Below are 19,849 nucleotides of genomic sequence, written 5' to 3' on the forward strand. Positions count from 1 at the left end.
TCCGGATTACTACCCGTAAAGTCGGCTCTTGTCGCCTCCAGAACTGAAACCCCATCTCGGCGGCGGTTTTATCCGACAGGTGAAACTACATCTATCATATGACTGACCAGCCTGTTGATGTCGCGCCAGCGGGCGAGAACGTCGCCGGTGAGGCACCTGTCGAGGAGCCAGAAGCCGTCACCGACGACGCGGTTGTCCACGACGACGACGTTGAACTCGAACGGACCATCGGGCTCGTCGGTGGGCTGGCAATCGGCATCGGGACGATGATCGGGGCCGGCATCTTCGTCTTTCCAGGGCTGGCTGCTGCCAACGCTGGACTCGCCGCGACGCTCTCGTTCGCAATCGGCGGCCTGATTGCGTTGCTTGTGGCGCTTCCGACCTCCGAACTCGCCACGGCGATGCCCCGGAGCGGTGGCGGGTACTACTTCATCTCGCGGGGAATGGGGACGGCGTATGGCGCAATCGTGGGCCTCGGGCTGTGGCTGGGGCTGATGTTCGCATCCGCGTTCTATCTGGTCGGACTCGGCCACTACGCGAGCGCTGTGTTCGCTGAACTCAATGTCGTACTCCCGTTCAGCCCGGTCATCGGAATCGGGCTACTGTTCGGGGTCGCACTGACGGCACTGAGTATCGGCGGTACGGAAAACACCGCGAAGATTCAGAACGTGGTGGTCGGTATCCTTCTGGTAGTGCTGACGGGCTTCCTTTCCTACGGTGTCCTCGACGCTGTGGGCGTGTTCGGTGGCGGCAGCGTTCCGGAGCAGTTCTTCTCCAGAGGATATTTCCGGGTGTTGACGACCGCGGCGCTCGTGTTCACGTCGTACTTGGGGTTCGCGCAGGTCGCTACTGTCGCGGGTGAAATCAAACAGCCGGGTCGGAATCTCCCACTGGCGATGGTGGGGTCGGTCCTGACTGTCACCGTCTTTTATGTTGTCACAATTTTCGTCGCGACCAGCGCGTTCGGCGCTGCACGACTGGGAGCGTTCGGGGAGACAGCGATGGTCGAAGTCGCCCGTGACTTCCTCGGGTTGCCCGGTGCGGTCGCGATTCTGGGTGCCGGGCTGCTGGCGACGTTTTCGAGCGCGAACGCGTCGATTCTCAGCGCCTCGCGGGCGGTCTACGCTCTGAGCCGTGATGCCCTGCTCCCCAGAAAGGCGAGCGAGGTCAACCTTCGGTACGGCACTCCGCACGTTGCGTTGCTCTCCGCTGGCGGACCGATTCTCGTCCTCGTCGCGACTGGCCGGGTCGAACTGCTGGCTGAGGTTGCCTCGTTTCTTCACCTGATCATGTACGGGCTGATGTGTATCGCCCTGATCGTGTTGCGCCGTCGGAACCCCGAGTGGTACTCGCCCAGCTATCGGGTGCCGGGCTATCCGGTGGTCCCGGGTATGGGTGCGCTCGCGAGCTTCGGACTAATTGTCTTCATGCAGCCCGCATCTATCGGTATCGGCATCGTGGTCATGCTCGCCTCGTACCTCTGGTACCGTTATTACGCTGGGGACGTGACACTCAAAGGAGATATCTAATTATGACGGACCGACCATCGATACTCGTCCCGATCCGCGTGCTCGAAGGAGAATCGGTCCCTGAGGGTATCCCTGAGCTACTTGCGCATACCCACGTCGTCCTGCTGGGGTATCACGTCATCCCAGAACAGACTGCCCCCGGACAGGCCCGGATGCAGTTCGAGGACCGGGCCATGGGACGGCTCGATGAGTACGAAGAGATGTTCGAGGAGGCCGGAGCCACTGTCGAGCGGCGGCTCGTGTTCACCCATAACGGCCAGAAGACGATTGACCGCATGATTGCTGAACACGACTGTCTGGCCGTTCTCGTTCCGAACGCCACAGGACCGGTCGAAGACGTACTGGTTCCAGTTCGTGGGGCCATCGGAGTTGACCGTCTGGCCCGTGTCGTCGCCAGCGTGTTCGGGAACACGGATGCCGACGTGACGTTGTATCACGTCGTGGACGAGGACACAACGGACGATGATATTCAGACACTTCTCAACGGGATGGCGGACCGATTAGCGCAGTTCGGGATGGACCCGTCGACTATCGAGACACGGATCGACCGCGACCGGAACCCTCTGGACGCGATTGCGGACGTGGCTGAGTCGTTCGATACGGTCGTCATGGGTGAAACCGACCCGTCTCTTGTGACGTTCGTGTTCGGGATGCCAGCCGAGCAGGTCGCTAACCGGTTCCTCGGGCCGGTATTCGTGGTGCAGCGCGAACCTCCAGCGGACGAGTAACCCGGACAAGTCCAGCGTCCGGTCGGCTGGATAGTCATCGACGTATGGCAGCTTGTCACGTCCTCAGTGCCCCACTGCCCACGGATAGCCACCCGCAGCAGTATGTGCGTGGTCGTGGTCACTGTCGGTTGTGCGCTCGCCAGTGCTGGTCTGCACGACGTCGTCGACTCGAAGGATCTGTGTCACAACGGCAACTGCTCGATGTAGCGCACTTTTGAACACTATGGGTGGCTCTATGACACCCGCGTCAGTCATATTGCAGGGACGGCCATCGGGGCCGACGCCGACCGCTTCTGACCCGCTGTCGTGTCGCTGTTTGAGCGTCGTCAGCGTGGCCAGTGGATCAGTGCCCGCGTTCGTAGCCAGTGTGCGCGGAATCGCTTCCAGCGCGGCTCCGAACCCATCGAAGACGAGCTGTGTCCGGTCCGGTCTCTCACAGGATAGCGCGGAGAGGTCCATTGCCAGTGCGGTCGGCACCGCACCGCCGCCCGGAACAAACGTTCCGTCAGCAACTGCGGCACGGGTCACGTCGATACAGTCAGCGACGATACGGCGGACCTCTTCCGCGACGTGAGGCGTGCCGCCACGGAGGAGAAGTGATGCTCGTTGCTCCTCGGGACAGCCCTGCAGCACGAGTGTCTGAGTCGTCCCGACCGTACGCTGCGTGACAGATCCGACAGTCCCGGTGTCGTCTGCAGTAAGGTTGTCGATGGACATGACTGGCGTACTCCCTGTCGCTCGGGCAATGACGTCGAACTCGTCCTGCCGGGTCCGCTCGACGGGGAGCACGCCGCGCTGTGCAAGCGCAGTTCTGACTGCCTCGTCGATGGATTTCTGGCAGAGGAGGACAGCCGCGCCCGACTGCGTCACCTGTGTCACGAGCGCCGTTCTGCGGCCCTTTTCGTGGTCCTGAAACGCGCTCCGCTGTGTCGCGTCCTGAAGCTCCACTGACTCGACGCGGTCGGGATCCTCGATGCCGATTTCGGCGTCGACCATCGCGATAGCCGGCTCGTCGTGCGTCCGGATACGTGGGAGATTGAGAGCTTCGAGGGATGTCGACGACGTCTCCAAATCGACCAGCACACCGTCGAGACATGCTGATTCACGGAGTTCTCCGCCGGGATATGACGTGAGTGTAAGCTTCGACATGTCGAACTCGACAGCTTGCAGTGCACTGAGGGTTAGTTCGGCGAACCGGTCAGTCGAAGCGTCGTCCCACCGTCCCGTAACGGCGGTTTTCGCGATGTCTGCGAGTCGGTCGTCGTGGTGACTGCGCAGGCCACGTTTGTACTGCTCAAGCCGGTCAACGGCGACCTCGGAAGCCCTGACGTAGCCGTCGATGATTGTCGTCGGATGAAGCCCATTCGAGCGGAGCGTTGCGGCTTCCTCAAGCAGTGCGCCGACCAATACGACCGCCGTTGTCGTTCCGTCCCCGATGGCACTGTCCTGTGCAGCCGCGGCCTGTTCGACCAGCCGACCGATTGGATGCGTGATATCCATCCACTCGATGATGCTTGACCCGTCGTTGGTGACGATGACCGTTCCGTTCTCGCCGACGACCATCTTGTCCAGTCCGTTGGGCCCGAGCGTCGTCCGGATTGCATCGGCGAGTTGTCCTGTGGCAGTCTGTGGCGGTTTCGGCTCGTCAGTGTCGCCATCATCTCCCAACATTAGCGTTGCCAGCCAGCGTTGTCTCTATCCCTCATTCCAGTGGGTCGTCGGTGACACAGAGGTCACCGCGGTCCGCGCTATTGTGTTCGATACCCGTCGGAGACGCGTCGAAGTCGAACGCGCCGGTCGGCAGCGCGAGCGTCGAACAGGCGTTTGGCACGTCCACGACGCCGCTCTGTCGCCCCTCGACCGGGACGGTCCCGAGAATGTGCAGCGCCTGCTGGCCGGTGTAGCCGAACTGCTTGAGATAGTCGATAGCCTGAAGACAGGCCCGGCGGTAGGCCGTGTGTGAATCGATGTACTTCTGCTCGCCGTCCTCGGTCACCGAGTAGCCACAGAAGGTGACGTAGTCCTCGAAGTTCGGCCCGCGGTGGCCCGGTTCAAAGATCGGGTGATCGACGCCGAATTTCTCCATCCCGTCTTTCACGAGGTCGAATTCGAGGTCGACGTAGGCGGCCATCTCGATTGCGCCACAGAAGGATATCTCGCCGTCGCCCTGTGAAGCGTGGAAGTCACCGATGCCGAACTTCGCGCCCTCGACGTAGACCGGGAAATACACCGTCGAGCCGATAGAGAGGTCCTTGATGTCGTGGTTCCCGCCGTGTTCCCGGGGTGGAACGGTGCGGGCCGCGACTTCCGCTGCCTCCTCGGCCTCGTCGGGGTCCATCTCCCCCATGAGCGCCCCGTCGGGCGTCGGCGGGTTCGCTACGCCGGGTTCCGCCTCTCCGGTCGGATGGTTCGGTATCGACTCGGGGTCCTCGGCGTGTTTGTCGATAAGTTCCTGTTCGCGTTCGTTCCACGCTTCCAGCAGTTCTTCGCTGGGGGCACACCCCGCAAGCCCGGGGTGGATCTTCCCCTCGTACTCGACATCGGGGATGTGACGAGACGAGACTGTGTAGCCGTCGATGTCCCAGATGGATTTCGCCGCCTTAGGGAAGTGGTCGGTCAGGAAGCCGCCACCGTTTTGCTGGGAGAACGTGCCAGTGAACCCGAACTCTGAGCGGTCGTTGAGCGGCCCCATGTCGTGGAACTCGACTTTCAGCAGGTCGCCCGGTTCGGCACCGTTGACGTGCACGGGACCCGCGAGATAGTGGACTTGCGAGAGGTCCACGTCGCGGACCTCGTTGGCGTTGTCGTTATCAGTTATCTGTCCACCGGTCCAGTCTAGAGCCTCCAGTCGCATGCTCTCGCCCGGGTCCGCTTCGACGACCGCTGGGATGTCCGGGTGCCACCGATTGAACGGGTTCGCACCCGGTTGTTCGTCTGGCGCACTATCGACATCAACCTCAAACTTTGTCTCGGGCATTACGGCCACTATATCGGATAGGTTACACATAAGTGTTCGGCTGGTTGACGTTTAGAAATTACAGTTTTAGCACATATACTACAGTATTTAAAAGAGTATGCTCGGTAGAAGAATCATGTATATACGTATTGTCTGTATAAGTGTACACAGACTTCCTGAAAGAGTCTCACTTGAGGTCGGTTCATTTTATTTATGACACCTGCTCGCCGATTCTGGAAGCCCCTATCGGATTATACTACATACTATGTCAGTCGTCGTGAATACGGCAATTCTACTCACGGGATTTGTAGCAAGCAGTTGGTCAGTACAGAGTGCGTAGCTACCAACCGACATTTTCACGGGATATTCGGAGGATTCGCCACTACAGAACCGATTCTCACAAGATATTTATCATATCAATTTAGCATGAGAACATGGAACGCCGTGAGGTACCCGTGTCTGTGTTTTCAGTGGGATTCCTTTCTGGATGTATGAAAGACGGGACCGGTTCAACTACCCCGACCAACACAAGCACTGAATCAACTACCCCGACCAACACAAGCACAACCACTACATCCACGGATACTTGCTACCCGGAGTTTTGTGAAGGGTCAATTATAGCTGAAGTAGACGTGGACGCTAGTTTTTCAGGTACGGCTGTACTAGAAGCGGCATGTCGTCAGAGAAGCTACGAACTCCAATCAGGCGACTCGGTCACGATTATACGGCAGGTTGACGGCGAGACCTGCGATATTACGATCTCTGTCGATGGTCAGACAGTGTTTGACCGTAATATCCAAGATTACGTTTCTCTGTCTCTTCGGGTTGGTCCAGATGGCAACGTCTCTGAATCTATAGTAGAATTGTAATTAACGCAATTTGATTGATATTTTGGCCCTGAAGTAGACGGTCAATATGCACGCCCACTGACCGGTTTTTTCAGCCAGTTGGATAAATAAAGAAAACGTATTCACAACAACTGATATTGCTGATGTCCGAGAGTCTGTGGTACGCAGACTCACCGGCACCCAGCCAGATCGCAGAAGCAGTCTCGGACTGGGGACTCTGGAGTGTTGGTACACACTTACAGCCCGAGATCGTGCCAAAGGCGGTTTACGAGAGTCACACCAGATTCTCCAAATATTCGAGGGTACAAGTACCGTGTATGCGCCGACGGACGGTCCTCAAATCGACTGGTGCGGTTGGAACGATTGTTGGAGTCGCCGGCTGTCTCGGTGGTGGCAGGTCCGGGGATTCGAACCCCGATGTCGTTCTCGAAGAGCCCGACCGGGAGTTCGAGAGCAGCGACGTTCCGTACCCCGCATGGGGCGAACAGATTCCGGACGTGAGTATCTCTGTGCCGGCCGACTCGGAGGACATTCGATTGCGAGATGTTGAAACGCCAGCCCTCCTCACGTTCTTCTATAGTCACTGTCAGACCGTGTGTCCCGTTCTCATCTCAACGCAACGAAATATCCAGAGCCACGCACAGAACAACGGTTACGCTGATGCGGTCCGGTTTCTCCCGATAACCTTCGACCCCGACCGTGACACTGCAGACCGGCTCGGGGCGTATGCCGACGAGATGAACGTCGACGCCGATAGCGACAACTGGCAGTTCCTTCGGCCAGCGTCGAAGCAGCGAGCGACGGATGTCATACAGGACCAGTTCGGGGTTGTGTTCCAGCGTACCGAGCCTGAAAACATGGATATGTACATGTTCACGCACACAGCACTGACGCTACTCGTCAACGCCGATGGATACGTCGAGCGTGCCTATCGGTCGAAGTCGCCGGACGAAGAAACCATTATTTCCGACCTACAAACGGTGAGAAACGCGTGAACCGCCGGCAGGTCGTTACGGCGGTTACAGGACTCGGCCTCACTGGGGGGAGTCTGTGGGTTGCCCAGAACGGGCTGTCGGGCATCCAGCCCCGGGACACAGACCAGCTTCCGGTTCGCGTGGAAACCCTAGATGCACGCGGCTCGTCAGCAGGCGAGACGGCCGTGCCAAGCCCGGGAACCGTCACGGTAGTCGACCTCTTCGCCACATGGTGTGCGCCCTGTGACGACCAGCTCAAGATACTAGACACGATTCGCCCCGAGTACCCGGAGGCTGAGTTCGTCTCAGTGACGAACGAGCGGCCAAGCGAGACACTGACCCGGACAGAGATCAGCGAGTGGTGGAACCGCAATGGCGGTGCTTGGACCGTCGGACTGGACCCCGGCAGTGAGTTGCTGGCGGCGTTCGGGGCGGATGGGCTTCCGTACATCGCGATTGCTGATGCAAGCGGAACCATCCAGTTCAGTCACAGCGGACTCGCCGGGGAAGAGGCGCTTCGAAACGAACTCGACGCACTGGTGTAAGATGGCTGGAGTTGCCGTGCTTGGGACACTCGCGTTCGCCGCAAGCGCCGGCGTCGCGACCTTCTTCGCTCCGTGTGCGTTCCCGCTTCTCCCGGGGTATCTCGGGTACTATCTGCGCGAGAGCGATGGGGATGTCGGTATGCTGCCACCTGCCACTGCCGCTGCTGGCGGGGCGCTTGTCGCGCTTACCCTCGTCGCTCTGCTCGTCCTTGCACTCGGGCGACCGCTCAAGACCGCGCTCCCAATGCTCGAACCGATCATCGGACTCGGTCTGATCGTGCTCGGCGTCGTGATGCTCCGCAACAGGGAGCCTGAACTTCGGGTCCCGCTGCCACAGCGACCGGCGTCTGTAACCGGATTCGGTGTGTTCGGTGCTGTGTACGCGGTCGCCGCAGCGGGTTGTGTCGTGCCACTGTTCGTTGGCGTGGTCACTCAGGCACTCGCATTGTCGGTCCACGCAAGCATTCTTGTCCTGACAGTGTACGCCCTCGGGGTAGCGCTTCCGCTTATCGGCGTGACACTGCTTGCGGGCGCTGGCATCGAACTCTGGCGCACCTTCGGCAGGCACCTGCAACGAATGAACCAGATTGCAGCCATCGTGATGATAGTAGCCGGTGGTGGGCAGATTTACCTCGCAGTGTTCGAACTCGGCGTGTTGTAGTGTCATTCGAGTGGTGGCCGGTTTCATATTGGGGGCCGAGCGAGCGTATCGAGACAGCCGATTGTCGCGACGGTGAATATCGCGACATCTGTCTCCCCACTCAACAGAAAATGCACAGAGCCAGCGACGTACTTGGGTGACGGAGGCACGAACAGCTCGCGCTGTCGCTCACATGGTGGACAGGGCACGACACCACAAGCAATTTATCGGATTATTGATTACTTCGGGACAGAAATGCGTTGCTCCCGCCGCCATGCCCTCCGACTCATCGGCGCATCCGGGGTCCTCACCGCAAGCGCCGGCTGTCTAAACCCCGGCAGTCTCGACGACTACGCGCTCATCGCCAGCGAACTGGACCTCTCGACAGTAGGCCGGCCGTATCTCTGGCCAGACCCGACCGCTATTGCGGCGACCACCCGGGTCGACTTCACTCCCGAGACGAAGCAGCGGTATCTCTCCGAACTGTACGACGCCGGCAGTGTTACTGTCCAACAGTGGCCGCTCGTCGGACGGGACCAGTGGGGCCGGGACACGCGGCCGCGCCCGTCGTTCCTCCGGCAGGACGGCGTCTTTTATCAGGTCCAGATCGGCGCAGAACGGCAACTCGAACGGAAACGCTGGCACTTTGCGGTCACGCGGACTGACGAGACACCGCCGGAGGGCGCGACGGTCGAGAGGCCACCGTTCGACCGCTCGGCACAGGACAGTCGCGTCCTCGAGGCAGCGCTCGACGCGGTGTATGCGGGCAACGATGGGTTCCTCGGCGACCCTCAGTTCGAGCAGCTACAGACCGTCGAGTATCACCGGCACCTCGACGCCGGAGCCAGCGAACTCGTCCCATCACCACCGTTCTCGTACGTCGAGTCCGGAGACGAGTACTTTCGGCCTGTCACGGAGCAACGGACGGTGACTGTGCCGGAGTGGACATACACTATCGACGAGATCACGACCAGTCGGGAGGAGTTCGAGGAGCACGCACGAGCGGCGATTCTGGAACTGGACCTCAGTTCGCGCGACCTCTCGGAGTCCGCTCGTGGCGTGATAGATGACGCTATCAGCGAGGACCCTCGTCGCTACGAAGAGGGCGCACCGCCCTCTGACGAACTCGCCGAAGTCCTAGACGCGTTCGGTATCGCGGATGACCTTCAGTCCATAGACAGCTACGATACTCGAGTCGACTTCCGGGGTGTCGTGGCCAAATATCAGGGCACAGTGTATCGGTTTAGCCTGATTGTGACGCCTTGATTGGTGGCCAGTCGCTGGAACTCCGCGAGAGAACGCTAGTCGCTGTTGTGCTGGGAAAGACAGGGCGTGAAGCTACGGCGACTGGGACGGTTGTCGCCGGGCGGTGGTCTCGGTCGCGTTCTCGGAAGCGATCTCTCGGGCAGTGTCGACCCAACTGTGGTCCGGGAAGGGCGCGGGACGGACCTCGTAGGTGTACCGGTCTACGCGCTCGCCTCTGTCAAACGTGATGTCGAACGCATAGACGATGCCATCCTCAGCCCCGAGTTTGAGCGTGCCGTTGCGAAGCGGTGGGGCGTCGGCGGCGGCGGTCGCCCGTTTGCCGGTGGCGCGATACGTGATGACGGGGACACCGTGGTGGGTCGTCGTGTTGGTGGCCGTCCACGTGTACCCGTCGAGGAGGTCTGGGTGTCGACCGATGTTCGTGGGCGCGATCTGTCCGTAGTATGGGTCGTACCGGTAATACGCGTCGGTGGCGCTGTCGTAGACGTAGCTGTCGTCCGCTTCCAGTTGCTCTCGCTGGTGCTCGCTCGGGAGACTGTCGGCCGGCTGGACAGACGCATACGTCGTCCCGTTCCGATAGACAGAGGCGTTGTGCCACCGTTTGGCGAGTATCTCGCCCGTGGCGGAATTGATGTAGTAATCGCCCTCCACGAGTCGGCGTTCGGGCGGTGCGGTGTACACGAGAGCGTAGGAATCCCAGTACGACCGTGGAGTGTGTGAAACGTTCGTATCGTCTGTTTCCAGCGCCGTGAAGTTGATATGGTCCGGTCCTGCCCCTGTAGGATATGTCTGTTCAGATATAGGAGCGGTTGTTTGCGGAGACCAGACCGCTGTGAAAGCGACCAGTCCGATACCGACTGCGACGAGCGCGACGAGTCCAATGACGTAGCGGCGGTCCATACCACGTCAAATCACAGCATCAGTAAGTAAGTGCCCAAGACCCAAAACAGAACTTGTGCGTTACGTAGGACCACAGATGTTCCGCAATCTGTGAACGATACGACTACTGTGCCTGCTCGCATTACCCCGCGAACGACTGGCCGTTTGTTGGTTCGCACCATCGACGATGACACACCAACGACGTGGATGCGGACACTTCGATACGCAACGGCAAGGCTGTCTGGTGGCAGTTACAACGGTTCTACGCCGAACTACAGCAAAGTCGCGTGGCTCACTGGAACTCAAGTCAGGTATGAATGGTGGCGGCGAACCGCGTTTCCCAGAGGCTCGCGCACTCCAGTACTCCCCGGAACGCTGGTGGGCTTATCTTCCGTGTTCGGGATGGGTACGGGAGGCAACCCCACCGCTGTGGCCGCCTATACACTTCCTCTGGCAGCCACACTTATAAGAGTAGCTACTTGGAGACGAGACCTGTCTGAATATCGTCCCGTCGCTCAGTGGAACAGCTCTAACCAGCGCACGATGCCACTACATTCGGGTCGCAATCGCGTTCTGATCTCTGTCTACTGCTTGGTACGGAGAATTGAGGAGAAAGCCCCGCGAGTCGGGCCGAAGAAGATGTCAATTAAACCATCAAATGCAGACTATTTTGGCAAGCGGCTTCCGACCGCTCGGCTTTTCGCGCGCTTTGAGTTCCGCAGGCAGCGTCTCGGGATCGGTGCGTTCGCCGACAGCGCCCATCGCCTTGGCATCGAAGTCGTCTTCTGGGACGCCCAGCGCTCCGTGGACTGGCCACACAGGCACAATTGGTCACTAGCCAGACGATGGCGTCCCGAGGGAGACACCGGCGAGGAAAATCGGCAGGCCAGCGATAGCAACGGCGGCGGCGATGGCCGCGGTGACGGGGATGAAGAGCACGCCCAGTCCGAACGGCGCAGGCAGTACCGGGAGTACCGGAAGCATCGATAGCACGAACCCGATAGCGGCCGTTTTCATCGCTAGCCAACGGTTCCCGTGGCCGACTGCGTACCCGGCCGGGAGAAGCACAAACCCGGGTCCAAGAACCAATAGAGTTGACACGGGGAGCGTGACTCCGTCACTGACGACCATCGGAGCCGCCGCTATTGTCGCTCCGAGGGCGAGACCTGCTCCGACGACTGCACCACCAGCGACTGTCCGATAGCTTGCGCGCTCACGGACACGCCGTTGCGAAAGTTCGATCCCACACACGAACAGTGCAGAGCCACCACCGAACAGGGGCGCTGCTATGCCACCCAATCGCAAAACGCCCGTCGCTCCGAGAAGCGACAGGGCAGTCGCTAACGCGCCGAAGCCGGCGAATACGATGCCAGCGGAGTCCCGTACTCGTTTGAGATTCCAATTCAGCCAGCCGACGCCCCCGGCGGCAGCGCCGATCAAGAGGGTAAACACCGCTGTGGGGAGCGTGATGTATGCGAGCGCCTTCACCGCCATCACGGGGCCGAGAAGTAATCCGACCGCGAGGAGGCTCAAAAGCGGCCCAAACGCCGTATCACGGGGGACAAACGTCACGACTCGTCCGTCGGTGAGTTCAGTCAGCGTCATCCGTTGTCTGTCGTCTGAGATAGTCGCGCCGTCGATGGTCCTCCCGACTCTCATCCCGTCGGGAGCAACGACGACCAACTGATCAGCACCGAGGCCATCGAGGTTTCGATAGCCGTAGGCTTCAGTAAACTCCCCAGTACGGACCGTCCCACCGACGGACTGCTGGGCGAAGTCGGCCTCGCGGTAGCGTAGCGTTATGACGCCGTCTGACACGTTCGCACTCAGGAGTTCCGTGTCCCACATCGCTCTGTCGGCGATAGCGGTCCGAAGACTCTCGTTCGCCTCAAGGCGTGCGGCCCCAGCCGTGTCAGAAAGGCGGTTATGGACAACCCACGTTGCGCTTCCGTTGTTGTGGACGGCGACAGTTGCGTTGCTTTGAGTGACAGTGACCGACACACCGCGGGAGTCGACTGTCGATTCGAACGAGTCGCCGCACGCATCACACAGCGGCCGCGGCGGCGGCGCTGCCCCAGCGGGCATGACAGTGCCAAGGAGCATCACACAGACTAGACAGAGGAGGGCGAGGTGGTGGAGTCGATGCGGGACCATGTAATATATCTCCCTTGTCATGTCTTAAGAGCTATCGATTACTCAAACAACGGTTATACCAACACTGGCGGCGGGAGACACTTCTGGCAATATATCCCTGACAATTATGCCGCGCAATACATAGCGTCCGCTACGCCGGCTGTATTCAATTATCGGCGGTGTCAACGTGGTGACTAAGCGGAGCGGCCGCCGTTTGGGCATCGTCAATTACCTCTGACGCCCACTCGACAACCTCGGGGTGCGTGCAGCGGATAATCTCGAATCCGGTGTCGCGTTCGCGGTCGATGGTCAGAAACACGGTTTCACCGTCGATGAGATCGATACTGCAGGGAACAGGTTCGTCGAGACTGTAGTATGTCACCGATGACGTCGCCGCCTCGATTGTCTGCCAGCGGCCACGGAGGTCAGCGTCTGAAAGCATCGTCTCGGTCAGGTCGATGTCGAACACGACGGTTCCATCCGCTTCGTTGCCTGCCCGGACTGCCTCTTCGTACGTGTACATCGGGAGCGCGATGAACGTTCCGAGGAGCGAACGGAACGACGACGCGTCCTGAATGGCGTTAGCGACGATGCGAGCCGCGGCGAGCGGGTCGGCGCTCTGGTCGGCCACGAGTCGCCCCTCAGCGAGACACCGAAGGTCGAAGTCGAACCAGTCTGTCGGCAGTCGCTGGACGACATCGGGATACTCCTGTCCGATAGAAACGGTCCCGAGTAACTGCGTGAAATCGTCGTAGACAAGCTTTCCCAGCCCGGTTAGCGTGTACACCCTCTCCCCGTTTTGCCGCGTGATCCAGTCACGGTCTTTCAGGTCGCCGAGAATCCGACTGAGCGTCACGCGCGTCACCCCCGTCCGGTCGCTCAGCTCGTCACGGCTACAGGCCCCTTCAGACAAGAGTTCGAGGACGCGAAGGCGGTGTTCCGAGCGAGCGAGGAACGCCACCGCTTCGATGGCATCGCTCGAGAGGCCCCCGGTGGACCGAGCCGCCGTTCCGTTCTCCAGATTTGCGGTCGTCATTTGGGTATCTAGCGATAGTTTAGGCCGGCCCAAAACAGTTTCTCTCTCGGGTTTTCGCCCGAGTTTTGAGAGATAGTTCGTCGAAACCGGTCTCTGTCCCCCTGAGGTGTTCTGCTTCAGTATAACAACTTATACCGACAGAACCACGATGGTCGGCAGAACGCTGTGACAGCAATCGAGATCGAGTCGCTCAGGAAGTCATACGGCGACGTGACCGCGATAGCGAACCTCTCGCTGAGTATCGACGATGGTGAGTTCTTCGGATTGCTCGGTCCGAACGGGGCCGGCAAGACCACCACGATGGAGATACTCACCGGACAGCTCAGTCCGGATAGCGGGCAGGCAACGGTACTCGGTGTCGACCCGGCGACGGAGCCGACAGCGGTCCGTGAACGGGCTGGGATTCTCCCCGAGAAGGAGTCCCCGCCGAGTTTCATGACGCCGCGTGAGTACTTCGATTTCGTCGGTGCGATCCGGGATATGCCCGACCAATCGGTGACCGAGCAGACCGAGTCGTGGGCCGACCGCCTCGGCTTTACCGCGAAGCTCGACACGCTGTCCTCGGACCTTTCACGGGGTCAACAGCAGAAAGTGATGATCGCCGGAGCGTTCTTCCACGAGCCGGACGTCGTGTTCATCGACGAACCGCTGGCGAACCTCGACCCGATCGTTCAGGAGCGGGTCAAGCGCTTCCTTCGTTCGTATCAGGACGCCGGCAACACAATCGTCGTCACGACACACGACGTAGATGTCGCGGCCGAACTCTGTTCGCGGGTCGGAATCATGTACGAAGGCGACCTCGTCGCCGATGTCCGGCCGGCAGAACTCGACGCTGATGTGACGCTCCTCGACGTGTTTCTGGATAACGTCGACCCAACAGTGACTCAGGGAAACAGACCGCTGACACATGAGTGATGGCCGGGCGCGCAGGGTGTTTGTCGAGATGCTCCGCGAGGAGTGGCGACTCCACAGCCGGCTCTTCCGGGGCAGCCACTTCTCCCTGTTTCCGGTGTTCATCTGTCTCCTCGCTGGAGGGGCAGCCAAGCTTCTCGCTGTTACCGGGACCGAACCGAAGACCGTGTTCGCTGGCCTCCACGCACTGGTGTTCGTCTTCGGTCTCCACACGGGGTCTATCGGCTTTGTGGGACGGGATGCCCTCCGGAATCTCCTCGGTGATGTGACGCTGCTGGTGTTCTCTGCCCGCACGCTCCCGCTATCGCAGAACAAGCTACTGGGGCTTTTCGTCATCAAGGACAGCGTCTACTACGCGGTGCTGTTTCTGCTGCCACTTTCTCTCGGAACGGTGCTGGCAGTCCGAGGAGCCACCGGACCCATCCTCGTAGCTGAGACTGTCTCTCTTCTATGGGCGACTCTGACGATGATGTTCGTCCTCGGGATGGGAACGACGATTGCGGCCCTCGGTCTCGCCGGCCGTGGCGTACCCGGACTGGCGCTACTCGCGGTCCCACTCGTCGCAGTCGGTACCGCGGTGGCCGGCGGCATCGATGTCGTGTCGTACACTCCTTACGGTCTATTCCTTGTACAGACCCCCTTGCGAGCCGGAACGACGGCTGCCAGTCTCGTCGGTGTCTTTGTGCTGGGCGCTAGCACCTTCGATGGGACCGCCCCCCGGCCCGCTCGGACGGTCGAACCAACCTTTCGCCGGTGGTGGCAGCAGATCGGAGACCCGGTTGCAACGAAGAGCCTCCTCGATATCCACCGAAGCGCTGGCGGGTTCGGGAAAGTCCTCTTCTCGGCGGCAGTGCTGTTCGGTGTTACCGCTGCCCTCGTCGACTTTGCCGGGCAGATTACGGGTGTGAAGCCGTCCACTGGTATCTCATTCGGTGCGATTCTCGGTCTCTCGGGGTTTACGACCTATAACTGGCTCACGCAATCCGACGACGTGTCCCTGTATTTTGCCCACCCGATCTCTGTGAACGCTGTTTTCGCGGGGAAATTCCGGGCATTTCTCCTGCTTGGTCCACTGGTGGGCCTCGCCTTCTACGGACTCGCGCTGGTCTGGCGTGGCGGGCCAGTCGCTGAGGCGGTCGTCGGGGCCGTCCTGCTCGTCGGCGTCGCCTGCTACATCTTCGGGACTACCGTCTATCTCACCGGCCTCTCTCCGAACGAGTTCCTCTTCGATACGGCCCTGTTCGCTGTTTTCGGCGCGGCAATGGTCCTCCCGCTGGTCCCGGTCCTCATCGTCGGATTCGCTATCTCACCGCTGACTGGGTCCCTGCTTGCCGCCCTCGGTGGGTTTGGTGGCGTCCTCGGCGCTGTCGGCGTCGGCCTCTACCGCCGGTCCTTACCGAAGTGGTCGAGGCGGTACCAACGAGCGTGAGCGGTCACCTCAGCCGTCCGTAACGACGAACCGAACACGATTACCCTACCGGTAACGCCGTCGACGCAACCGAATGCGGGCTCCGTGGCACCACACCGGGTTGTTGAACTCCGGCTCTGAATATATTCGCCCAAAGCCTCTCTACGGCAGCTATTAATCGATAGGTGCATGGCAGAACAGCAACTCGATCTTCGAGAGATCCCACCGCCGAAGCGACATCCGAAGATCTTCGACGCGTTCGAAAAACTGGACCGCGGAGAGGCACTGACGATAGTCAACGACCACGAACCGACGCCACTCTACCACCAGATGGCCGCGGAGCGACAATCGTTCGATGCCGAGGGGTACACTGTCGACCGCATCGGTCCGAACGAGTTCATCGCGACACTGCCGAAGAAGTAGCCACCAGTGCTCGTATCGAGCTTTCCGAATAGCTTTTGCTGGTCGGTATCAGCACACCGATATGGACCGCCGTACCGCGAGGCTACTCAACGGTGTGTTGGCGCTGTGCTGCCTCGCGCTTGTCTTCGCAGCCGTGTTCCCGTTCACAACTGTCGACCCGCATTCGAAGAAGCCCGTCGATGAACGGTTCACGGTGCCGGACGCCGATGAATACCGGGCGACGGGAGTGATTGTCGCAGATAATGAGACCGCGCTCGAGTTCGAAGGCGCTGTGACCGCTGGCGGCGGGCGTTACCTGTCCGTTGACGAAGGTGATGTCCGAACTGAACGGTATCAGGCGTCGCCGGGCGACCCGGTCTACAGGCGTCTCGTTGTCGAGGACGACAGCAGTACCGACCGGCGACGGGACCAGATTCAGAGCGATTCCGATTTGGAACTTCTTCGGACGAACCGGACTGATGGGGCCGTCACGTTCATCAGCAAGCAGGATTCAGACGATCTGGCTGGCGATGTTTCCGGAACGGCGTCGGTAGTCGTCATGAACTTGTATCTCGTCGGATACGAACAGGAAGCCACCTCCTCTCAGGCAGCGACCGTCTACACGCCGAAAAACGGCTGGTACGAGGGACGGGAGGCGTACCACGTCACCGGGGCTACAGGGACCGTGCGAACAGTCGGTGAGACGACTGCCGTTCGCTCCGCGACAGTTACGTGGGACCAGACGAGGCCTGCAGGGACGTATGCAGAATTCGCCTTGGTCAGACTGACAGGTGATGGGCCGAAAACGTACGACCTCTCCTTCGAGTTCGAGTCGGGCGAGACGACAGTGAACCGGCCGGCGTGGGTCACCGACGTCCGTACTGGAGCGTAGCCAGCCAGTCACGGAACGCGTCGCACCGGAGGGCGGTCGTGTAGGGTCCGTGTGGAGCCGGCAGCCCCCGCGAACTTCGTTTCGGCACATCCACCACAGGCTGTAAGTGCCATGTGTGGCGAGTGTATGGTCGGTTTTATTTCCGTCCCCGTGAACGTTCGGACAGAATGGCATCCTACGACGCGTTTGACCCGGCTGTCGAAATCAACGGGCAAACGGTACTCACGATAGTCGAGGCGGCGATGGGGAAGTTCTCAGACGAGTACCGGGAACGGGCGCTAACGGCGCTCGCTGCGGAGGGGATCACCGACCCGGCGGCCGACGAGTGGTACCCACAACAAGCTTGGCTGAACGCGTTCGAGACGATTGCCGATGACCTGCAACCGCATGTCCTCGACCGACTCGGCGAACAGATTCCCCGCGTCGCGGACTGGCCGAACGATTTTGATACTGTTCCGGAGGGTCTCCAGTCGATAGATGAGGCCTACCAGCGAAATCACCGTGGCGGAGACATCGGGTACTACCGCTTCGAACCTTTGGGGAACCAGACCGGCGAGGTGACGTGTGAGAACCCGTATCCGTGTCCGTTCGACCGTGGCCTCATCCGTGGGGTTGCCCAGCAGTACGCGCCGGTCGACGCGTTCGTGTTCATCGAGGAGACGGGCGAGGCGTGTCGCCGGAACGGGGACGACGCGTGTACATATACGGTCTACTGGTAGTGCGGGAACTACCGTTCGTAGGTCTCAAGCGCCTCGCGGAGTTCGGCGGCCGAGTACTCCGACGCAAGCTGTACGATCTCCTCGAGGTCTTCGTACGTCTCGCGGAGGTCTCGAACGCGCTCTTGCTCGCGAGTATCTGCTCGCACCTGCTCTTCCGCCCGGCGGATGGTCCTGAGCGTCGTCTGGACTTCCCGCTGGATGTATTGCTGGAACACGTCCTGCAGGATGAACCAGACCTCGCGTTCGGCCTTGAACCGGACTCGCCTGCCACCTCCTGTAGATGACCGACGGTGGATGAGCCCGACACGCGACAGCGTCCGCGTGACGTTACTCACGGTTGATTTTGCGTACCCCGTTTCTTCGACGAGCTCTGGGATGGAGAGCGGGTCTGCTGCGAAGTACAGCACGCCGTAGATGCGCCCGGCACTTCGACTGAGACCGTACACCTCAGCCGATTGTTCCATCGACTCGATGACGCGTTCGCGTGCGACCGCGCTGTCGTCATCACTCATACATCCGAACTGGCTGCCCTGTTTGCCGCGTGCCCTGCTGCGTCATACCTCTGGCTATTAATCCGTAAGTATTAAATTGTTTGATTGATTTGTTCGGATTGAGCCGAACAAACAGAAACAGTCGTCGATACCCCCTACAATCCATGGCAAGTGTCTTCCCCCACCAGCCGCCGGTTGACTATGCACCCCGAGAGCAGACGAACGTCGTAGTCAACGGTACCGAACCAACTGACGTGCTTCAGATCCTCTCGTCCGAGGCCGCACAAGAGATACTGGGGACGGTCAGAGACGAACCGAAGACCGCCTCGGACATCGCGGACGCAGTCGACCGCTCGCTCCAGAGCGTCTCCTATCACCTTGACCGCCTCTGTGAAGCTGACCTTATCGAACCTGCCGAAACGTGGTACTCTGAAAAGGGGACGGAGATGACGGTGTACGCCCTCGCCACAGAACGACTCGTGGTGCAGTTAGGTGACAGCGCTGACCGCTCCGTGTAGGGAACCAACTGCTTCGAGCACTGCCTGTAATCCGTGTTTGCAGTCGGGTTCTGGCAGCGACGAACAGACCTATTGGAACCCCTCTCGTACGTCGAATATGGACGAGGGAGCGAGCGCGGAACAGGAGACGGCGACAGTGCTACAGCGGGTTTCGAGCGTACTAAGCGCCGATGCTCGCGATGCACTGGAACTCGACGGCGGGGAAGTCGGGTCGGTCTACCGCGTGTCGTTTCGCGACCGTTCTGACGTAGCGGCGAAGGTCGATGACTCGCCACTCGGAATCGAGGCGGCAATGCTTCAGTACCTCGACCGTAACACGCCGCTGCCCGTGCCGAAAGTCCTCCACGTCGAACCGGAACTGCTCGTGATGTCGTTCATCGGTGGCGACGACCGGTTCGACGAGCGGGCTGAACGCGACCTCGCGCGCCACGTCGCGTCTCTCCACGATATCTCGGCTGACGCGTTCGGTTTTCCGTTCGATACTCTTTCGGGCCCGTTCAGCCAGTCGAACCCGTGGACCGATTCATGGATCGACTTCTTCCGCGAGCGACGGCTACTCCCGTTCGCAACGGCTGCACGGAACGATGGAGTCCTGCCAGCCACTGAGTTCGACCGGGTGCAGCGACTGGCGGACACGCTCGACACCCGACTCGTCGAACCGGCCACGCCGTCGCTGCTACACGGCGACATCCATCCCGGAAACGCTGTCGTGGCTGACGGAACCGTTCGAGCCGTTCTCGACCCAGCGATATATTTCGGCCACGCTGAAGTGGACTTAGCGTACGTCAGCCGGCTGGAGTCAATCGGTGACGCCTTCTTCGATGAATACTGCCGGCACCGTGACATTTCTGCGGGATACTTCGAAGAACGACGCGACGTGTACGTTGCTTTCCACGCGCTAGAGAACGTCCGGTTTTTCGGCGACGACGGACTTCCGAGACTCGACAGTGCATTAGACCGTCTCGGAGTCTAG

Annotated in this window: 21 protein-coding genes and 1 rRNA gene; 14 read left to right on the forward strand and 8 right to left on the reverse strand. The window is 60.3% G+C overall.

Features of this window, described 5'->3' with window-relative positions:
- The first annotated feature begins 98 nt into the window (after nucleotides 1-98).
- Entirely contained in the window at nucleotides 99-1,529 is a 1,431-nt protein-coding gene (locus Har1129_RS18110; protein WP_151102234.1) for an APC family permease, read from the forward strand.
- A gap of 2 nt (nucleotides 1,530-1,531) precedes the next feature.
- Nucleotides 1,532-2,257 (forward strand): universal stress protein, encoded by a 726-nt coding sequence (locus Har1129_RS18115; protein ID WP_151102235.1) that lies wholly within the window; start codon nucleotides 1,532-1,534, stop codon nucleotides 2,255-2,257.
- A 63-nt stretch (nucleotides 2,258-2,320) separates the two neighbouring features.
- Here Har1129_RS18115 and Har1129_RS18120 read toward each other — a convergent pair whose 3' ends face one another.
- Both Har1129_RS18120 and fmdA read right to left on the reverse strand, forming a co-directional pair.
- A complete protein-coding gene (locus Har1129_RS18120) occupies nucleotides 2,321-3,928 on the reverse strand; it encodes a TCP-1/cpn60 chaperonin family protein (RefSeq protein WP_151102236.1) in 1,608 nt (535 codons plus the stop codon).
- A gap of 31 nt (nucleotides 3,929-3,959) precedes the next feature.
- On the reverse strand, nucleotides 3,960-5,234 hold the full coding sequence (gene fmdA / locus Har1129_RS18125; RefSeq protein ID WP_151102237.1) for a formamidase: 1,275 nt from the start codon (nucleotides 5,232-5,234) through the stop codon (nucleotides 3,960-3,962).
- Nucleotides 5,235-5,647: 413 nt separating this feature from the next.
- Between fmdA and Har1129_RS18130 the strand changes: the two genes are divergently transcribed.
- The 5 genes from Har1129_RS18130 (at nucleotide 5,648) to Har1129_RS18150 (ending at nucleotide 9,486) form a co-directional block, all read left to right on the forward strand.
- Nucleotides 5,648-6,082: a hypothetical protein gene (locus Har1129_RS18130; protein ID WP_151102238.1), complete on the forward strand. Its 435-nt coding sequence runs from the start codon at nucleotides 5,648-5,650 to the stop codon at nucleotides 6,080-6,082.
- Nucleotides 6,083-6,378: 296 nt separating this feature from the next.
- Nucleotides 6,379-7,056, forward strand: coding sequence for an SCO family protein (locus Har1129_RS18135; RefSeq protein ID WP_151102239.1), 678 nt, complete (start codon nucleotides 6,379-6,381; stop codon nucleotides 7,054-7,056).
- The gene (locus tag Har1129_RS18140; RefSeq protein WP_151102240.1) at nucleotides 7,053-7,580 is read left to right on the forward strand and encodes a TlpA disulfide reductase family protein; all 528 of its coding nucleotides are present in this window, start codon (nucleotides 7,053-7,055) and stop codon (nucleotides 7,578-7,580) included. Before Har1129_RS18135 ends, Har1129_RS18140 begins: the two co-directional genes overlap by 4 nt.
- A gap of 1 nt (nucleotide 7,581) precedes the next feature.
- On the forward strand, nucleotides 7,582-8,241 hold the full coding sequence (locus Har1129_RS18145) for a cytochrome c biogenesis protein CcdA (protein WP_151102241.1): 660 nt from the start codon (nucleotides 7,582-7,584) through the stop codon (nucleotides 8,239-8,241).
- 234 nt (nucleotides 8,242-8,475) lie between these two features.
- The gene (locus Har1129_RS18150; RefSeq protein WP_151102242.1) at nucleotides 8,476-9,486 is read left to right on the forward strand and encodes a hypothetical protein; all 1,011 of its coding nucleotides are present in this window, start codon (nucleotides 8,476-8,478) and stop codon (nucleotides 9,484-9,486) included.
- A gap of 72 nt (nucleotides 9,487-9,558) precedes the next feature.
- Here Har1129_RS18150 and Har1129_RS18155 read toward each other — a convergent pair whose 3' ends face one another.
- The 5 genes from Har1129_RS18155 to Har1129_RS18180 all read right to left on the reverse strand — a co-directional run bounded on the left by Har1129_RS18155 (nucleotide 9,559) and on the right by Har1129_RS18180 (nucleotide 13,534).
- Complete coding sequence (locus Har1129_RS18155) at nucleotides 9,559-10,386, reverse strand: hypothetical protein (RefSeq protein ID WP_151102243.1); 828 nt, start codon at nucleotides 10,384-10,386, stop codon at nucleotides 9,559-9,561.
- Between the two features lie 297 nt (nucleotides 10,387-10,683).
- A 5S ribosomal RNA gene (gene rrf / locus Har1129_RS18165) occupies nucleotides 10,684-10,806 on the reverse strand.
- Nucleotides 10,807-11,019: 213 nt separating this feature from the next.
- Complete coding sequence (locus Har1129_RS18170) at nucleotides 11,020-11,184, reverse strand: hypothetical protein (RefSeq protein WP_225307854.1); 165 nt, start codon at nucleotides 11,182-11,184, stop codon at nucleotides 11,020-11,022.
- 15 nt (nucleotides 11,185-11,199) lie between these two features.
- The gene (locus Har1129_RS18175) at nucleotides 11,200-12,519 is read right to left on the reverse strand and encodes a hypothetical protein (RefSeq protein ID WP_151102244.1); all 1,320 of its coding nucleotides are present in this window, start codon (nucleotides 12,517-12,519) and stop codon (nucleotides 11,200-11,202) included.
- Nucleotides 12,520-12,664: 145 nt separating this feature from the next.
- Complete coding sequence (locus Har1129_RS18180) at nucleotides 12,665-13,534, reverse strand: winged helix-turn-helix domain-containing protein (protein WP_151102245.1); 870 nt, start codon at nucleotides 13,532-13,534, stop codon at nucleotides 12,665-12,667.
- A 165-nt stretch (nucleotides 13,535-13,699) separates the two neighbouring features.
- Here Har1129_RS18180 and Har1129_RS18185 point away from each other — a divergent pair, with 165 nt between their 5' ends.
- The 5 genes from Har1129_RS18185 (at nucleotide 13,700) to Har1129_RS18205 (ending at nucleotide 17,867) form a co-directional block, all read left to right on the forward strand.
- The gene (locus tag Har1129_RS18185) at nucleotides 13,700-14,449 is read left to right on the forward strand and encodes an ABC transporter ATP-binding protein (protein ID WP_151102246.1); all 750 of its coding nucleotides are present in this window, start codon (nucleotides 13,700-13,702) and stop codon (nucleotides 14,447-14,449) included.
- Nucleotides 14,442-15,875, forward strand: coding sequence for a hypothetical protein (locus Har1129_RS18190; RefSeq protein WP_151102247.1), 1,434 nt, complete (start codon nucleotides 14,442-14,444; stop codon nucleotides 15,873-15,875). The genes Har1129_RS18185 and Har1129_RS18190 overlap by 8 nt, the downstream gene beginning before the upstream one ends.
- A gap of 168 nt (nucleotides 15,876-16,043) precedes the next feature.
- A complete protein-coding gene (locus tag Har1129_RS18195) occupies nucleotides 16,044-16,277 on the forward strand; it encodes a DUF2249 domain-containing protein (RefSeq protein WP_151102248.1) in 234 nt (77 codons plus the stop codon).
- A gap of 61 nt (nucleotides 16,278-16,338) precedes the next feature.
- Entirely contained in the window at nucleotides 16,339-17,148 is an 810-nt protein-coding gene (locus Har1129_RS18200; protein ID WP_151102249.1) for a hypothetical protein, read from the forward strand.
- Between the two features lie 167 nt (nucleotides 17,149-17,315).
- Complete coding sequence (locus tag Har1129_RS18205; protein WP_151102250.1) at nucleotides 17,316-17,867, forward strand: hypothetical protein; 552 nt, start codon at nucleotides 17,316-17,318, stop codon at nucleotides 17,865-17,867.
- 8 nt (nucleotides 17,868-17,875) lie between these two features.
- On the opposite strand, the gene Har1129_RS18210 is transcribed toward Har1129_RS18205, so the two are convergent.
- Nucleotides 17,876-18,379 (reverse strand): GbsR/MarR family transcriptional regulator, encoded by a 504-nt coding sequence (locus tag Har1129_RS18210; RefSeq protein WP_151102251.1) that lies wholly within the window; start codon nucleotides 18,377-18,379, stop codon nucleotides 17,876-17,878.
- Between the two features lie 143 nt (nucleotides 18,380-18,522).
- Between Har1129_RS18210 and Har1129_RS18215 the strand changes: the two genes are divergently transcribed.
- Both Har1129_RS18215 and Har1129_RS18220 read left to right on the forward strand, forming a co-directional pair.
- Nucleotides 18,523-18,876, forward strand: a complete 354-nt coding sequence (locus tag Har1129_RS18215; RefSeq protein ID WP_151102252.1) for a transcriptional regulator — start codon at nucleotides 18,523-18,525, stop codon at nucleotides 18,874-18,876.
- 97 nt (nucleotides 18,877-18,973) lie between these two features.
- Nucleotides 18,974-19,849, forward strand: coding sequence for a fructosamine kinase family protein (locus Har1129_RS18220; protein ID WP_151102253.1), 876 nt, complete (start codon nucleotides 18,974-18,976; stop codon nucleotides 19,847-19,849).

It is taken from the genome of Haloarcula sp. CBA1129 (genome assembly GCF_008729015.1).
Taxonomy (GTDB): domain Archaea; phylum Halobacteriota; class Halobacteria; order Halobacteriales; family Haloarculaceae; genus Haloarcula.